Genomic DNA, 16,220 nt, shown 5'->3' with positions numbered 1-16,220 from the left:
CAAGGCCCACATAGCCCGTGCCAATCATCGCGATCTTCATAGTTTTATTGTTCCGTGCTTGTTGTTTGAACGTACTCTTGGAACGACGTGAATAGCGCTTTTGTTGTCAATCACGAGCACGACACTTCTACCATAACCTGTCATATTGTATACGTTCATCATTGGCAATTTCTAAATCAAAATTTTATGTAGATAACCGAAAAATCAATTAGAATGAATTCTGGCTGTTTTATTTTTCTTCCTAGTCGCATCGAAAATGAGCCTTGTGAAATCGTGTTGAATTTACTTAAATCACAAACTCCGGAATAGTTTTCGGCCATGCGTAGATGTTTCGAAGATTTCTTTCAACATATTTCAACAATGCACCAACTTTCTTTCAACTCACGCAGTTTAGCGAATGAGCCGCCTCCACCAACTAGACACCGTCTTGCTCTGAACATTTTCTCCTGAGAAGGGCTCATTATCTTGACTATGATCAGAGCTTAATTCGCCTAATTTCGTAACCAGTTCTTTCTCTCTACTCTGACTACACGCCAAATCATAAAGCGGATCTCGGAACAGAGATTTGGACGTTCGGCAGTATGAAATACTTGGGGGGGACCAGCTGTCCAATGAACCGTCAAAGTCTGCAACAATCAAGCCATCGCCGGAGTAGCTTTCTGCAACATCATGCTCCAGCCTTACGTACCCGCCCAAGCCTTCGATCAAAGCAAGTGCTCGCTGATGGGTCAGCGGATCACCAGTTATGGCGTGGTGGTGCGTTGACATCACCAAAACTCCTATTTTCCCTTGCGAGACTGAAGCTTGCATACCTTCCAAGAGATCAATTTCTCCCCCTTGCGCATCGCAAAGCAAAAGGTCTACGCGATCGACTTTGGCAGTATGCATCAAGCCTTCAATTCCAAAGGTGGGAATTTTTTGCATGCCGGAACTTTCGGTCATGTAAGGCGCAGCGACTTCATTTCTGGCACCAACGCGACCAAGTATTAATTCTATATCCACTCCGTTCAATTTCGCATTGGCCCGGCCTTTTTCCAAATGCGCTGGATCCATTTCCAACCCGATACCGCGCCCAAGCCCACGTTGCTGCATCAGGAACCATATGGTGTAATACGACCAGAACGCACCCAATTCAACCATAGTGGCCTGCGCAGGTATGTGTTTGAGAATACTGTCGAAAACGACCTCTTCCTGCGGCTCGTGAACACCTTTCAGTGCCGATATCAACTCGGTCATCCAGGCCCCGTAATAGCAGCCTTCCTCGACCCGCAAACCATTGTGCATGTATTGTACGCGGATACCGGTTTCCGGATCGACGTGGACCTCTCCGGCACGGTCGACGCGCGGAAGGGTATCGGCATCCCGACACGACAGGGTCAACTGAACGCGCTCCTTAACGCTCAAACTGACAGGTGGAAAAGCCAAAGCCATCAAACTTTCTTTCTATTGTTAGGCAATTAGAAGCAAACTCGATAAAGCATACATCTGGCGGAAAAAAGGACGGACCGTTTCTATCCCCCAACCCTCAACTCGTCCCGCCCTCGACCAGACTGAATCCCACATCCGTCAGCCGCGCTGTTTCCCTGCCTTGCAAACGGTCCAGAATACAACCTGCCGCAGTCTCACCTATTCTTGTGCGGTGTGAGGCGGTTGTCGTCAACCTTACTGGCAGGCTTTGGCCCAGTTCCAGACCGTTGAAGCCCGCAATCGCCAGATCGGCGGGCACCGCGATTCCTGCCGCCATGCAGTGGAACACGCCGCCCACCGCCATGTCGTCATTCGAGAAATAGACCAGATCGGGGTGCTGCGTGTTTCTGTCCAGCAGGGCCGCCAGCCCCTGCCGGCCCAAGGCGACCGAGGAAGGGGACGCAAGCGTCACGATATCCGCAAGTGCCAGCCCCGCCTGGTGCAAGCCTGCGCGAAACCCTTCAAGGCGGGCAACGGCGCGCGGGTCGCGGGTGATGTCATGACCGACATAGGCGGGCGTTTTGTAGCCGCGCCCGACGAGGTGGCGTGCCATCGCCAGACCCGCCGCGCGATGCGACATGCCCACAGCCATATCGACCGGATCGGTGTCGATATCCATGATCTCGACCACCGGCAGTCCCGCGTCGCGCAGCACGGCGCGGCTGGCCTCGGTCATGCCGCTGGGGGCGATGACCAAGCCGGCAGGCCGCCATGACAGCAGGTTGCGGATCAGATGTTCCTCCTGCGCGGGGTCGTAGTTCGAGATACCCAGAACGGGATGGAAGCCTGCATCGTCCAGACGGTCCTCCAGCCCCTTAAGGACATCGGGAAACACGATATTGGACAGCGAGGGCAGGATGACCGCCACCTGATTCGACGGCCCGCCCGCCAGCGCACCGGCCAGACGGTTGCGCAGATAGCCAAGGCTGCGCGCCGCGTCCTGTACTTTTTGCAGGGTTTCAGGGGTCACCGCCGCACTGGCGCGCAGGGCGCGCGAGGCTGTGATTTCGCTCACACCCGCAAGGGCTGCGACCTCGGACAATGTGGGTTTTCTGGGCCGTTTCTCGATCTGCACGACGTATCAGGGACCTTTCAACGGGATGCGCCACAGCGCCGGACAAAGCGGGCAGGGCAAAGCATGCCCCGCGATTCGAAGCCGATCTTGCCATTGATTGACAGCGCTGTCATTCAGTGTCAGCTTATGCGCCGGAGGAGATCTGAGCTTGCGAATTCTGGTTACTGGAGCGGCCGGTTTTATCGGCCAGATGGTTGTGACCGCTTTGGCGGCGCGCGACACATTGCTATTGAACGGGACCGAACGCCGGATCGCCGCGATCCTTGCCACCGATATTGCTGACGCCCCGTTGGCCGATCTGGCCGCAAGGAACCGCCGTGTGCATGCGATCCCGGGCACCCTGTCATCGCCCGAAGTGCTGGACAGGATTACGCAGGATGCGCCCGATCTGGTAATCCATCTAGCGGCTGTGGTGTCGGGACAGGCCGAGGCGGATTACGATCTGGGCATGGCGGTCAACCTGCAATCCACGATTGATCTGCTGGACGCCTGCCGCAAGATGCCGAAGCCGCCGGTGTTCCTGTTCTCGTCCTCGGTCGCGGTGTTTTCCTGCGCCGCCAATGACACGATTTCCGAAGACACGCTGCCCGCGCCACGCTCGTCCTATGGCACGCAAAAACTGATGGGCGAATTGCTGGTGCGCGATGCGACCCGCAAAGGTTTTATTCTGGGGCGCAGCCTACGCTTCCCGACCATTTCGGTGCGTCCCGGTGCACCCAACAAGGCCGCCAGCAGCTTTGCCAGCGGGATCATCCGCGAGCCGCTGGCGGGGCAGGATGCCGTTCTGCCCGTGGGCCGCGATCTCCGCCTGCATCTCGCCTCGCCCGACCGTGCGCTGGCCTATACGCTGCATGCCGCCGGTCTGGTGCAGGATTCCATCGGTCCTGATACAACGCTGACCCTGCCGGGCGTGACCGTCACCGTCGGCGCGATGATCGACACGCTGACCCGTATTGCTGGCGCGGATGTCGCCGCACGGATCAAACCCGCGCATGACCCCGCGATCGAGGCAATTGTCGCAAGCTGGCCCGGTCAGATCCTGACACCGCGCGCCCTTGCACTGGGGTTCACACCCGATTCCGATTTTGCCAATCTGGTCACGGCCCATATGGGCCGGATCGCGGCGGAATGACCCACCACACGACAACCAAAGCTCATGGGAGGAGCATTATGAAACATATCGTCACCGGCTTTTTTGCAGCCGCCCTTCTGGCCACCGGCGCGCAGGCGCAGCAGAACATCGTTGTGGGGCACGCGCTGTCGCCAACCTCGCATTACGGTGTCGGCGCGCAGGCCTTCATCGACACGCTGACCGAACTGTCGGGCGGCGCTTTCACCGGCGAACAGGCCCCCGCAGGCCAGCTGGGTGGCGAGCGTGACATGATCGAAGGTCTGCAAATCGGATCGCTGGATGTTGTCGTAACCTCGACCGGTCCTCTGGGCAACTTCGTCCCCGAAGTGTTTGCCCTCGATCTGCCCTTCCTGTTCCGCGACTATGACCACGCCCGCGCCGTTCTGGATGGCGATATCGGTCAGGAACTGCTGGCCAAGATCGGCGAGAACAATCTGGTGGGTCTGGCATGGTCCGAAAACGGCTTCCGCCACGTGACCAACTCGCAGCGCCCCGTGCGCACGCCTGCCGATCTGGAAGGTCTGAAGCTGCGGACGATGGAAAACAAGGTCCACATGACCGCGTTCAGCGGTATGGGTGCAGCACCCACGCCAATGGCCTTCCCCGAACTGTTCACCGCTCTTCAGCAAGGTGTTGTTGACGGGCAGGAAAACCCCGTCACCGTGATCACCGCGTCCAAATTCTGGGAAGTGCAGAAACATGTCTCGCTGACAGGTCACGTCTATTCGCCTGCCGCCGTTCTGGCATCGCCCGTGCTTTATGACGGTCTGACAGACGAGCAGAAGGGCTGGTTCGACGAGGCGGCCAAGGCATCCGCCGCCGCCACCCGCGCCGAAGTGAACCGTCTGGAAGAGGCCGGTGTTGCCCTGCTGATTGAAAACGGCATGGAAGTCATCACCGATATCGACAAGGCGCCTTTCGCGGCTTTAGCCGAAGCCTCCTATTCCGTCTATACGGACCAGTATGGCACCGAGATGGTCGATCGCATCAAAGCGGTCGAGTAATCGTCTGACATTGCAACGGACCGGCGCAGATCCCTGCGCCGGTCTTTCTCATCGACATGACCGGAGGGCCGGATGCGCGCATTCCTGCGATTTGAAGATTACAGCACCGGACTGGCCCTTCGCCTGTCGATCGCCTTTCTGGTGATAGCCGCCTCGCTTGCGCTGTTTCAGGTGATCACCCGCTTCGTTTTCGCCAGCCCCTCGACATGGTCCGAGGTGATTACCCGCTCGGCGATGGTCTGGTCGGTGTTTCTGGGCGTCGCTGTCGCATTCCGCCACGGCGCCATGATCTCGGTCGAGGTGATCCAGCAGATGTTGCCGCCCCGTCTGGGTCTGTCGCTGTTCATGCTGGCCAATGCACTATCCGTCATATTCTTCAGCATCCTGTTCTGGCAGGGCTGGGCGATGGCCGAACGCGTTGCGAACCAGAAGTTGGCCGCACTCGATATCTCGATCGCATGGGCCTATGCCGCGCTGCCTGTCGGCTCGGTCTTCATCATCATTGCGATCATCGCCGCCATGATCCGCGCAGCACAAGGCGGCTGGACCTCGGCACAGGCCACGCCCAAGCCCGAGGCGACATCATGAACGCTGCACTTGGTCTTTCCCTTGCCATCCTGTTCCTGCTGGGCGTCCCGATCGCTGTCGCCATCGGTCTGGCCTCTGTCATCGGGATCGAGGTGCAGGGGCGTCTGCCGCTCTTGCTGGTGGCGCAACGAATGTTCACCGGCATTGACAGCTTTCCCTTGATGGCGATTCCACTGTTCATTCTGGCAGGCAACCTGATGTCGGCGGGCGGTATCTCGCACCGGCTTGTCGAACTGGCCAAATCCATCGTCGGCGGCATTCAGGGCGGCCTGGCCTGTTCCTGCGTCCTGACCTGCATGATGTTCGCGTCTGTTTCGGGTTCCAGCGTCGCCACGACATTCGCGATCGGCGCGATCCTGATCCCCGCGATGGTCAAGCACGGCTATCCCGCACCCATGGCCGCGTCCATTCAGGCAAGCTCAGCCGAACTGGGCGTGCTGATCCCGCCCTCCATCCCGCTGATCCTTTACGGCGTGTCCACCGACACTTCCATCGGTAAGCTGTTCGTCGCGGGCCTTGGGCCCGGCCTGCTGGTCGCCACATCGCTGATGGTGCTGGTGCTGGTGATCTGCCGCGTGCGCGGGATCGGCATGAATGACGGTGACGACCGTTCCAGCGTGGCGCGCGCCGCCTATGCCGCAACGCCTGCCTTGCTGGTGCCCGTCGTGATCCTTGGCGGCATCTATTCCGGCATCTTCACCCCGACCGAAGCAAGCGCCGCCGCCGTCGCCACCGCGCTGATCGTCGGCCTTGGCATCTACCGCGAGCTGAAATTCAGCATGCTGCCCGAGATCCTGAAACAGACGGTGATCTCGACCTCGGCGATCATGATCATCATCGCGGCAGCATCGCTGTTTTCCTTCCTGATCACCCGTTCGGGCCTGCCGAACGAGGTGGCCGCATGGTTCAAGGACATGTTCGACAGCCGCATCGCATTCCTGCTGGCCGTGAATATCCTGCTGCTGGTCGTGGGCATGTTCATCGAAACATCGGCGGCCATTCTGGTGCTTGCGCCGATCCTTGCGCCCATTGCCGTGGCTTATGGCGTGGACCCTGTGCATTTCGGTTTGATCATCGTCGTGAATCTGGCACTTGGCATGATCACGCCTCCGCTGGGGGTGAACCTCTTTGCTGCTGCTGCCGTGGCGAAACTGCCGGTCGAGAAGATCATTCCGCATCTGATCTGGTTCGTGCTGACCGTCTTCGGCGCGCTGATGATCATCACCTATGTGCCTGCCATTACGCTGTGGCCGGTCGATTTTGTCTTCGGGAACTGACCATGGCGACTGTTTATGTAATCGGTTTGGGATCAATGGGTCTGGGTATGGCGCTGTCACTGCTGCGCGCGCGGCATGATGTCTACGGGCTGGACTTGAACGCAGGGCAGGTGGCCAAGCTGACGGAGGCGGGCGGCCATGCCCTGACGCGGGAGGCCCCAAAGGCCGATGCGCTGGTTTGCGTCGTGCTGAATGCCGTGCAGACAGAGGCCGCATTGTTCGGGACTGACGGTTGGGCTGGCCATGTCAACGAGGGCGGCACGATCCTGTCCTGCGCGACAGTCTCGCCCGATGTCGCAAGGGCGATGGAAGCTGAGGCACAAGCGCGCGGCCTTCACTATCTGGACGCGCCGATTTCGGGCGGATCGGTGCGCGCCGCCGAAGGCGCGCTGTCAGTCATGGCATCGGGCACGCCAGCCGCCTTTGACGGTGCGGCCGAAGTGCTGGATGCGATGGCGCAGACCGTGCACCGCTTGGGCGATCACGCAGGCCCCGGTTCTGCGATGAAAGCGGTCAACCAGCTTCTGGCAGGCGTCCATATCGCCGCGATGGGCGAGGCGCTGGGGTTTGCCACCTCGCAAGGGCTGGACCTGTCCCGCGTGTTGGATGTGATCAAGGTCTCGGCGGGCACATCATGGATGTTCGAAAACCGCGCGCCCCATGTGATCGACGCGGATTATACTCCGCGTTCCACCATCAATATCTGGCCCAAGGATCTGGGTATCGTCACCGATATCGCCGCAGGTGCGGGCCTTCCCCTGCCGCTGACCGAAACCGCGCTCGCGCAATACCGCCTTGCGGCCCAGGCGGGCTTGGGGCTTGAGGATGATGCCGCGATCACGAAACTTGTGGCGACCCGCGCCGGTCTGAAACTGCCGGGGGATGCGTGATGCTGCTGGGCTGCATCGGCGATGATTTCACCGGATCGTCAGACCTTGGCAACACGCTGACCAAGGCGGGCATGCGCGTCACGCAATATGTCGGCGTGCCGGACGGTCCCGCTGCTGCTGATGTCGAGGCGGGAATTGTCGCGCTCAAATCCCGCTCCATTCCGGTGGAACAGGCAGTCAAACTCTCGCTGCAAGCGCTGGACTGGTTGCGCGCGCAAGGCTGCACGCAATTCCTGTTCAAGTATTGCTCGACATTCGATTCCACGCCTGAGGGCAATATCGGCCCCGTGGCCGAGGCCTTGGCCGACGCGCTTGACGCGCGTCAGGTGCTGGTCTGCCCTGCTTTTCCCGCCGCTGGACGGTCGATCTATCAGGGACACCTGTTTGTCACCGATAAGCTACTGAACGAAAGCGGGATGCAGAACCATCCCCTGACCCCGATGACCGACCCGGACATCCGCCGCTGGCTGGGCCACCAGATCACGGGCAGCGTGGGCCATATCCCCGCGCAGGTCGTGATTCAGGGGGCTGATACCATACGTAAACGTATGCAAGCCGAGGATGCTACCGGCCATCGCCTGCTGGTCGCCGATGCGATCACAGATGATGACCTGATCACGCTGGGCCAAGCCGCCGCCGATCTGCCGCTGATCACAGGCGGCTCCGGTATCGCGATGGGGCTGCCTGCGAATTTCCGCGCCAAGGGGTTACTGTCTGCACAGACAACCGGCTGGACAGGGCAGGGCGGTCCTGCCGCGATCCTGTCAGGCTCCTGCTCCAACGCCACGCGCGGGCAGGTCGCGGAACATGCGAAAACCAACCCGATCCTTGAGGTGACAGCCGATCAGGTGATGGCGGGCGACGTGACAGCCCGAACGCTGTCCGGTTGGGCGCTGGCGCAAGACGGCGTGCCGCTGATCTACACTTCCGCCGATCCTGCCGTGGTCACTGATGCTCAGAACCGCTTTGGCAAGGATATCATCGCCGCGAAGATCGAAGGGCTGTTTGCCGACCTCGCCCGCGCGCTGGTCGCAGGCGGCATCACCCGCCTGATCAGCGCAGGGGGCGAAACCTCGGGCGCGGTGGTCGAAGGCTTGGGCCTGTCCGCCCTGCAGATCGGACCCGAGATCGACGCAGGCGTGCCGATGATCCGCGCCTCGGACAACCTTGTGCTGGCCCTCAAATCCGGCAATTTCGGCGACCCCGATTTCTTTGCCCGCGCCGCCGCCCTGATGGAAGGCAATACCCCATGAGCGATACCAAACTGCGCGAGGATATCTGCTTCTGGGCGGCCTCCATGTTCAATCGCGGGCTGACGGGCGGTGCATCGGGCAATATCTCGGTCAGGACCGAAGATGGCGGGCTGCTGGTCACACCCACAGGCGTCAGCATGGGTCGTCTTGATCCCGCGCACCTGTCGCGTTTCGACGCAAAGGGGCAGCATATCGGGGGCGACGCGCCGACCAAGGAAATGCCGCTGCACGCCGCCTTCTACGAGACACGCAAAAGCGCCGGTGCCGTGGTGCATCTGCATTCAACCCATTCTGTTGCCTTGTCGATGCTGCCGGATACCGACCCCGACAATGTCTTGCCACCTCTGACCCCCTATGCCGTGATGCGCGTGGGCAAGGTCGCATTGCTGCCCTTCTTCCTGCCCGGCGATGCCGCGATGGGTGAGGCGTTGCGCGGTCTGGGCGGCAAGCGTTCCGCCGTCTTGCTGGCCAACCATGGCCCCGTTGTCGCGGCCAAGGATCTGGAAGCCGCCGTTTTCGCGATGGAAGAGCTGGAAGAGACCGCAAAACTGGCGCTGCTGCTGCGCGGCCATAGCCCCCGCGCTCTGGATGATGACCAGATCAACGCGCTGGTGCGGAAATTCGATCTGGAGTGGGACTGATGCGCTATTCCGCCAATCTGGGGTTTCTGTTTACCGAACTGCCCCTGCCGCAAGCGATCCATGCGGCCAAGGATGCAGGCTTTGACGCTGTCGAATGCCACTTTCCCTATGACGTGCCAGCCGCGGAAGTAGCGCAAGCGTTGCAAGATACCGGCCTGACCATGTTGGGCCTGAACACATGGCCGGGTGACAAATCCGCAGGCGATTTCGGCCTTGCCGCCCTGACAGGCCGCGAGGCCGAGGCGCGCGCCGCGATCGAACAGGCTGTAGATTATGCCGTGGCAACAGGCACGCGCGCCGTGCATGTCATGGCGGGCCGTACAGATGGCGGCGATCAGGCCGAGGCAACGTTTCGCGCGAACCTGACCTATGCCTGCGATCTGGCCGCGCTCCATGGCATCACCATCCTGATCGAGCCGATCAATACCCGCGACGTTGAAGGCTACCACCTGTCGCGCACCGATCATGCCGTCAGTACGATTAGGGCGGTGGGCAAAAACAACATCAAACTGATGTATGACTGTTATCATATGCAGATCATGCAGGGGGATCATGCCATGCATCTGCGCGACCTGCTTCCCCTGATCGGCCATATCCAGATCGCAGCAATCCCCGACCGTGGAGAGCCCGATCAGGGCGAGGTCGATTACCGCTGGCTGATGCAGGCGCTTGAGCGCATGGGATACACCGCCCCCATCGGCGCGGAATACAGACCACGCCACGGCACGACCCAAGGCCTCGGCTGGCTGGCGCAATTTCAAGCCTGATCAGGCCATCCGTGCCGCCACTTCGGCCATGACCTTTTCCGCCGCCTTGTGGCGCACGGGACCGTAGCCCCTGATCTCTTGCGGTGCGGCCAGCAGGGCCAGCGCTTCATCTGCACGGTCAGGATCGAAGCTGCGTTCGACATGGCTCATCACGCCCTCGAACCAGTCCAGCAATTCGCGGTCCAGCTTGCGATCCGCACTATAGGTAAAGGGATCAAGCGCCGTGCCGCGCAGGCCCTTCATCCGCGCCAGAACCTTGAGCGCAGGACGCATCCACGCGCCGAAAGCGCGCTTGTTGGGGCGGCCGCGCGCATCCTTTCCAAGCGGCAGAAGCGGCGGGGCGAGGTGGTATTTGACGGTGTAATCGCCCTCAAAGGTCGCCGCGACCTCGGCCTCGAAACGCCCCTCGGTATGCAGGCGCGCGACCTCGTATTCATCCTTATAGGCCATCAGCCGGAACAGGGATTTTGCGGCCGTGGCTATCAAAACTTCATCAGCCGCAGGCATGGCGGCACGCAACCGCACGATCCGGTTGGTGAAGCGCTGTGCATAGGCCGCGTCCTGATAGCCCACCAGAAATTCCGCCCGATGCGCGATCAGCGCCTCAAGCTTATCAGGCCCCTTGGGGGTATCACGCAGCAGATCAGTCAGCGCACCGGGCTTGGCCGCCATGATCCGCCCCAGATCGAAGGCGGTGCCGTTCTTTTCCACCGCCACCCCGTTCAACAGGATCGCCTGTTTCATCGCCATCTCGCTGACCGGCACCATGCCTTGCTGGAAGGCAGCCCCCAGCAGCATCATATTGGCAAAGACGGTGTCGCCCATCAGCCGTTCCGCCACCAGATTGGCGTCAAAGGCCAGCACATGTGCGTCACCCACCGTGGCGCGGATCAGCGCCTCGCGCGCGTCGATCTTCAAATCAGCATCACGGTGCAGCACCAGATCGCCCGTCGGCATCTCGGCGCGGTTCAGCACGACCTCTGTGCCGTGGCGGTAATGCACCGACGCTTTGGGCGCGGAACAGACCACCGCATCGCAACCGATCACGGCATCCGCCGCCCCCTGTTCGATCCGCACCTGATGGATCGCATCGGGGCTGGCACCGATCCGCACATAGCCCAGAACCGTGCCGAATTTTTGCGCGAAACCGGTGAAGTCCAGCACACTGGCGCCCTTGCCCTCCAGATGCGCGGCCATCGTGATCAGCGCGCCCAGCGTGACGACACCGGTGCCGCCCACACCCGCCACCAGCAGGTCATAGGGGCGCGTCAGGTCAGCCTCGGCCGGACGGGGCAGGCCCGCCATCAGCGCCTGCATGTCCAGTCCGGCAGGTTTGGGCTTGCGGCGCTGTCCGCCCTCGATGGTCACGAAACTGGGGCAGAACCCGTTCAGGCAGGTGAAATCCTTGTTGCAGCTCGACAGGTTGATCTTGCGCTTGCGGCCAAGCTCGGTCTCGCGCGGCTCGACGCTCAGACAGTTCGATTCAAGCGAGCAATCGCCACAGCCCTCGCAGACCAGCGGGTTGATCATCACGTGGCGGGCAGGGTCTTCCATCTTGCCGCGTTTGCGGCGGCGGCGTTTCTCGGTGGCGCAGGTCTGCTCGTAAATCAGAACAGACACGCCTTTGACCTCGCGCAATTCGCGCTGCACGGGGTCCAGATCGGCGCGGTCATGGATCGTGGTCCCTGCTGGGAAGTCGCGCGCATGGAATTTGTCCGGATTGTCCGAGACCAGCGCGATCCGTTCCACCCCTTCCGCGCGACAGCTTTGCGCGATGGCGGCAGGACTGACAGGGCCGTCCACAGGTTGTCCGCCGGTCATCGCCACCGCATCGTTATAAAGGATTTTGTAGGTGATTTTGGCTTTGGCCGCGACAGCCTGCCGGATTGCCAGAGAACCCGAGTGATACCACGTGCCTTCGCCAAGGTTCTGGAAGATATGCTTGCGCCCGTTGAACCGCGACGCCGCCGCCCAAGGCACGCCTTCGCCGCCCATCTGCGCATAGCCGACCGTGTTGCGATCCATCCAGCCCGCCATGACATGACAGCCGATACCGCTGGCGGCCATGCTGCCTTCGGGCAGTTTTGTCGATGTATTGTGCGGGCAGCCCGAGCAGAAATAGGGCGTCCGCGTCGCCCCCTTGACCGACAGCACTGGGGCAGGGGTGGCGGTCAGGGCGCGGGCCTTTTCCACCAACCCTTCTTCGGGAAAGAACCGCGCCAACCGTTCCGCCACAACCGGCACCAGCATCAGCGGCGTCAACTCGCCCGTCCATGGCAGCAGCGGATCACCCGCCGCGCGGTGCTTTCCCACCATCTTGCGCGGCTTGTCGCCCGGCCAGTCGTAGAAATATTCCTTGAACTGGCTCTCGATAATGCCGCGCTTTTCCTCGATGACCAGCACCTCTTCCTTACCCTTCACAAAGGCCAGCGCATCGCGCCGTGCCAGCGGCCAGACCATGCCAACCTTGTAGATGTCGATCCCCAGACGGCGACACCCCGCCTCGTCCAGACCCAGCAGGCGCAGCGCCTCCATCAGGTCCAGATGGCCCTTGCCGGTGGTGACGATCCCGAACCGCGCATCGGCAATATCATAGATGCGCCGGTCAATCGGGTTCGCCTCGACAAAGGCCTCGACCGCGTCGAGCTTGGCCCCGATCCGCGTTTCAATCTCGGGGCTGGGCATGTCGGACCGGCGCACATGCAAGCCACCCGCAGGGGCGGTGAAGTCGGGTTGTGTGAAGGTTCGATCCTTAGGCAGCTCGACGGATTGCCCCGCCTCGACTGTCTCGGAAATCGCCTTGAACCCGACCCATGTGCCGCTGAAGCGTGACAGCGCGATACCATAGGCACCGAATTCCAGATATTCCGCGATGCTGGCGGGATTGAGCGTCGGCATGAACCACGACATGAAGGCCACATCCGACTGGTGCGGCATCGACGAAGAGACACATCCGTGGTCATCCCCCGCCACGACCAGAACACCGCCCATCGGCGACGTTCCATAAGCATTGCCATGTTTCAGCGCATCGCCCGAACGGTCCACACCGGGGCCTTTGCCATACCACATGGAAAACACGCCCTCGACCTCGCACGCCGGATCAAGCACCGCCTGTTGCGCGCCCAGAACCGCCGTCGCGCCCAGATCCTCGTTTACAGCAGGCAGGAACTCGATCCGCTCCTCCTCCAGCCGCGCGCGTTGGCGCCACAACTCCATATCCAAACCACCCAGAGGCGAGCCGCGATAGCCCGACACGAAACCCGCCGTCTTGCGCCCCGCCGCACGATCCCGTCGCGCCTGATCGAACATGATCCGCACAAGCGCCTGCGTGCCGGTCAGATAGACGCGCCCCGCGGTCCGCGTGTATCGGTCCGCAAGCTGGTAGGTGGCAAAGCTGGCATCCTGCGTGGTCATCTCGGTTCTCCTGTTCGCAATCGGCAGGATCGCACGGAAATGGTGAAAAATCCGGTCAGAATGATTGATGTTTGGTTAATTTTATGGTATTTTTTGTCAGTAATTAATAAATAAATGGTTAATTGTGCCGGAACTTGACCCAAGCGATCAACGCATTCTCGACGCCCTGCGGGAAGATAGCCGCATCTCGAACGCCGATCTCGCCGATCGGGCAGGGCTGTCGCCCTCGTCCTGCTGGCGCAGGGTCAAGGCGCTCGAGGAAAGCGGCATCATCCGCCAGTATACCGTGCTGCTGGACGATGAAAAACAGGGCCTCGGCCTTGGGGCCATCGTGCATGTCCACCTGACACGCCACGATCCGGACCAGCTTGACGCTTTCATCCGCGCCGTCCAAAGCCGCCCCGAAATCCGCGCCTGCTATGCCACGACAGGGCAGGCCGACTATCACCTGCATGTCGTCTGCGCCGATATCGAGGCGTATAACGATTTTCTGGAACGCGTGCTGTTCCGCATCCCCGCCGTCGCCAGCGCACAGACCAACGTGATCCTGCGAACGATCAAGGGGTAGGGGGCTAAGCCAGCCGTTCTGCAGGCGCAGCATTTAGGCATATCTCATTTCTGGAAAAATAGGGAACCGGTCGCGGCCTTGGGCGTTTGAATGCGAACACCCGCAACAGCGGTGTTTTGATTACAAGGAGATCTGATATGCCAACCACCAAAATTGCCATCGCCATTCTGTCTTTGGGCGTGCTTGTCGCCTGCGAGACCATTGAAGGTGCGGGACGCGACGTTTCCAGCGCTGGACAGGCGATCACTACGGAATCGCAGGAAGTCCAAGAAGAACTCTGAGACGCCGCAATAAAAAGCGCGCCTGAAGTTTCCTTCAGGCGCGCTTTTTTCTTGCAACCACGCAACTGCGGCGTGATCCGCTCCAGTGAGGATCAATCACTTTGCGCTGGCGTCAGGGCCGCCGGATTGACGTCATCGACATCTGCCGCACTCAAGACAAATATCGCCACGACCGCAAAGACGATCACCACCGCAATACCGATCAAAGGACCTTTGTGACGCTTTTTCTGGCGATCAAGGTTGTTTTCTGAATGGCTCATTTGTTCCCTCCTGAAACCGTGCCGCGCATCTCGCGGCATTGAAATTTTTTCAAATGGATTGTGACGGGTATCATTTCCGACACGGACACTCAAACAACAGCCTGCATCTCAACAACCCGCCCCAACGCATGGGACGGGCCTTTCATGCATTGATCGCGCGACCGTAACCACTGCCTCACGCAGCGGTCAGGTTGACTTTTTCCTCGGCGATTTCCGTCATCGTGCGATCTCCATCATAGGCGGTGTCCAGCATTTGACGTAGTGTGTCCGCCTCGTCCGCCAAGTCGAGATGGGCGGCATAGCTTGCAACGCAGCCGTAGCCCGCAATCGCATAATGCGCCATCCGCTGGTACTGGCTGATGATCATGGCATCGCGCGCCGCGGGCGTGCCGAAATCCTCTTCGATGGCATGCGCCTTGGCTTCACGGGCCAGACCTTCCATGCCTTTGCAATGCTCGCCTTCGGGGTCGCTACCATGTGTCCTGATGATCTCGCGCAGCTTGGCGCGGCCATCCTCGATCCCCGCGACACCACGCTCCAAGGCGCGGCGCAGCTTGTCGTTCTGCGCGGCCTTGGCCAAATCGCTGGTCGCTTTCTTGGCCTGGTTGTTGGCGCTGTACAGATCCTTGAGCTGATCAATGTAGACGTCTTTCAGATTGTCCATTCCGACATTCTCCTTGCTGAAAGTGAATTTTTATCTCCCTGACTCAACGCCCGTCAGTCAGCGTGGTTCCGTCCGGATTTTCGGGAATGGCGACAGACCTTGCCGCGATCAACCGTTGCGCCCGCCGGTTTCGATGTTCAGTGGTTCGCCACAATGCTTGCAATGCACCGCGTCGGTCTCGTGCCTGTTAAGGCCACATTCGGGGCATTTGTGATGCACTTTGGACGGCTGGAAAATCGCCCGCGCCAGTTGCAGGAACAGGCCCACGCCGATGACCATGATAAAGACAGACAGAAGCTTGCCGCCCGGCGAATCCAGCGTGATATCGCCAAAGCCGGTTGTCGTCAGCGTCGCAACCGTAAAATAGAGCGCGTCGATATAGGCATCCGTATCGGGCTGGTCCCCGAAGGCGATCACGAAGACCAGCGATGACATGACGAAGATGAACACGAACAGATTCACCGACGCCACGATTGCATCTTCGTGCACCCTGAAAAAACGGCTGTCGCGGCGCAGGTCGCGCACAAGGTGATAGGAATGGATCAACCGCAAGCCACGCAGGATACGCAGGAATGCCAAATCGTCGGTAAAGATGGGGGCCAGCAACAGCGACCCAATAATCAGGATATCGGCAAGCGTGTAGATCCGCAGACATTCCTTGCGCCTGTCCTCGGAAATCCACAATCTGACCAGCAGATCGACAAGGATCGCAACGCCCAAACCGATATCGACGGTGCGGGTGAAGGCGGTCTGAAGCCATGACACGCTGATGATGAAATAGATGATGGTCGCCACATCAAAGACGACCAGCGCGTAACGGAACAACTGCGCGCCTTGGCTATGTCCGGTATAAAGCTGCCGGATTTTGCGTTTCAGGGTCTCCATATCATCTGACTACGGCATGCTGTCCCTGTTTGGCGAGGGTTTGTCTCTGGCACC

The 16,220-nt window shown here is 60.4% G+C and carries 16 protein-coding genes; 10 read left to right on the top strand and 6 right to left on the bottom strand.

The window, feature by feature from the left end; genetic code table 11:
• Positions 1 to 390 precede the first annotated feature (390 nt).
• Both K7H22_RS15600 and K7H22_RS15595 read right to left on the bottom strand, forming a co-directional pair.
• The gene (locus K7H22_RS15600; protein WP_230801801.1) at positions 391 to 1,431 is read right to left on the bottom strand and encodes an FkbM family methyltransferase; all 1,041 of its coding nucleotides are present in this window, start codon (positions 1,429 to 1,431) and stop codon (positions 391 to 393) included.
• Positions 1,432 to 1,525: 94 nt separating this feature from the next.
• Positions 1,526 to 2,542 (bottom strand): LacI family DNA-binding transcriptional regulator, encoded by a 1,017-nt coding sequence (locus K7H22_RS15595; protein WP_230801800.1) that lies wholly within the window; start codon positions 2,540 to 2,542, stop codon positions 1,526 to 1,528.
• A 148-nt stretch (positions 2,543 to 2,690) separates the two neighbouring features.
• On the opposite strand from K7H22_RS15595, the gene denD reads away from it, so the two are divergent.
• The 8 genes from denD (at position 2,691) to K7H22_RS15555 (ending at position 10,094) form a co-directional block, all read left to right on the top strand.
• Positions 2,691 to 3,674, top strand: a complete 984-nt coding sequence (gene denD, locus K7H22_RS15590) for a D-erythronate dehydrogenase (protein ID WP_230801799.1) — start codon at positions 2,691 to 2,693, stop codon at positions 3,672 to 3,674.
• Between the two features lie 38 nt (positions 3,675 to 3,712).
• Complete coding sequence (locus K7H22_RS15585) at positions 3,713 to 4,678, top strand: TRAP transporter substrate-binding protein (RefSeq protein WP_230801798.1); 966 nt, start codon at positions 3,713 to 3,715, stop codon at positions 4,676 to 4,678.
• Positions 4,679 to 4,750: 72 nt separating this feature from the next.
• Positions 4,751 to 5,266, top strand: coding sequence for a TRAP transporter small permease (locus tag K7H22_RS15580; protein ID WP_230801797.1), 516 nt, complete (start codon positions 4,751 to 4,753; stop codon positions 5,264 to 5,266).
• Entirely contained in the window at positions 5,263 to 6,543 is a 1,281-nt protein-coding gene (locus K7H22_RS15575; RefSeq protein WP_230801796.1) for a TRAP transporter large permease, read from the top strand. Before K7H22_RS15580 ends, K7H22_RS15575 begins: the two co-directional genes overlap by 4 nt.
• Before the next feature lie 2 nt (positions 6,544 to 6,545).
• Positions 6,546 to 7,433 (top strand): L-threonate dehydrogenase, encoded by an 888-nt coding sequence (gene ltnD, locus K7H22_RS15570; protein ID WP_230801795.1) that lies wholly within the window; start codon positions 6,546 to 6,548, stop codon positions 7,431 to 7,433.
• Positions 7,433 to 8,686, top strand: a complete 1,254-nt coding sequence (otnK, locus tag K7H22_RS15565) for a 3-oxo-tetronate kinase (protein ID WP_230801794.1) — start codon at positions 7,433 to 7,435, stop codon at positions 8,684 to 8,686. Before ltnD ends, otnK begins: the two co-directional genes overlap by 1 nt.
• Positions 8,683 to 9,327, top strand: a complete 645-nt coding sequence (locus tag K7H22_RS15560) for an aldolase (RefSeq protein WP_230801793.1) — start codon at positions 8,683 to 8,685, stop codon at positions 9,325 to 9,327. The genes otnK and K7H22_RS15560 overlap by 4 nt, the downstream gene beginning before the upstream one ends.
• A complete protein-coding gene (locus tag K7H22_RS15555; RefSeq protein ID WP_230801792.1) occupies positions 9,327 to 10,094 on the top strand; it encodes a hydroxypyruvate isomerase family protein in 768 nt (255 codons plus the stop codon). The genes K7H22_RS15560 and K7H22_RS15555 overlap by 1 nt, the downstream gene beginning before the upstream one ends.
• Here K7H22_RS15555 and K7H22_RS15550 read toward each other — a convergent pair whose 3' ends face one another.
• Entirely contained in the window at positions 10,095 to 13,508 is a 3,414-nt protein-coding gene (locus K7H22_RS15550; protein ID WP_230801791.1) for an indolepyruvate ferredoxin oxidoreductase family protein, read from the bottom strand.
• Between the two features lie 124 nt (positions 13,509 to 13,632).
• Between K7H22_RS15550 and K7H22_RS15545 the strand changes: the two genes are divergently transcribed.
• On the top strand, positions 13,633 to 14,076 hold the full coding sequence (locus K7H22_RS15545; protein WP_230801790.1) for an Lrp/AsnC family transcriptional regulator: 444 nt from the start codon (positions 13,633 to 13,635) through the stop codon (positions 14,074 to 14,076).
• A gap of 137 nt (positions 14,077 to 14,213) precedes the next feature.
• Complete coding sequence (locus K7H22_RS15540) at positions 14,214 to 14,357, top strand: entericidin A/B family lipoprotein (protein WP_230801789.1); 144 nt, start codon at positions 14,214 to 14,216, stop codon at positions 14,355 to 14,357.
• A gap of 92 nt (positions 14,358 to 14,449) precedes the next feature.
• Here the strand turns inward: K7H22_RS15540 and K7H22_RS15535 are convergent, their stop codons facing one another.
• From K7H22_RS15535 to K7H22_RS15525, 3 genes are all read right to left on the bottom strand, one after another.
• The gene (locus K7H22_RS15535) at positions 14,450 to 14,617 is read right to left on the bottom strand and encodes a hypothetical protein (RefSeq protein WP_230801788.1); all 168 of its coding nucleotides are present in this window, start codon (positions 14,615 to 14,617) and stop codon (positions 14,450 to 14,452) included.
• 175 nt (positions 14,618 to 14,792) lie between these two features.
• On the bottom strand, positions 14,793 to 15,281 hold the full coding sequence (locus K7H22_RS15530; protein WP_230801787.1) for a DUF892 family protein: 489 nt from the start codon (positions 15,279 to 15,281) through the stop codon (positions 14,793 to 14,795).
• A 108-nt stretch (positions 15,282 to 15,389) separates the two neighbouring features.
• Positions 15,390 to 16,166 carry an ion channel gene (locus K7H22_RS15525; protein ID WP_230801786.1) on the bottom strand — a complete coding sequence of 259 codons (777 nt, stop codon included), beginning with the start codon at positions 16,164 to 16,166 and terminating at the stop codon, positions 15,390 to 15,392.
• Positions 16,167 to 16,220: the final 54 nt, after the last annotated feature.

It is taken from the genome of Seohaeicola saemankumensis (assembly GCF_021021435.1).
In the GTDB taxonomy this organism is placed as follows: Bacteria; Pseudomonadota; Alphaproteobacteria; order Rhodobacterales; family Rhodobacteraceae; genus Seohaeicola.
The sequence above is the reverse complement of the archived record's forward strand: the minus strand, read 5'-3'. Positions and strand labels throughout refer to the sequence as shown.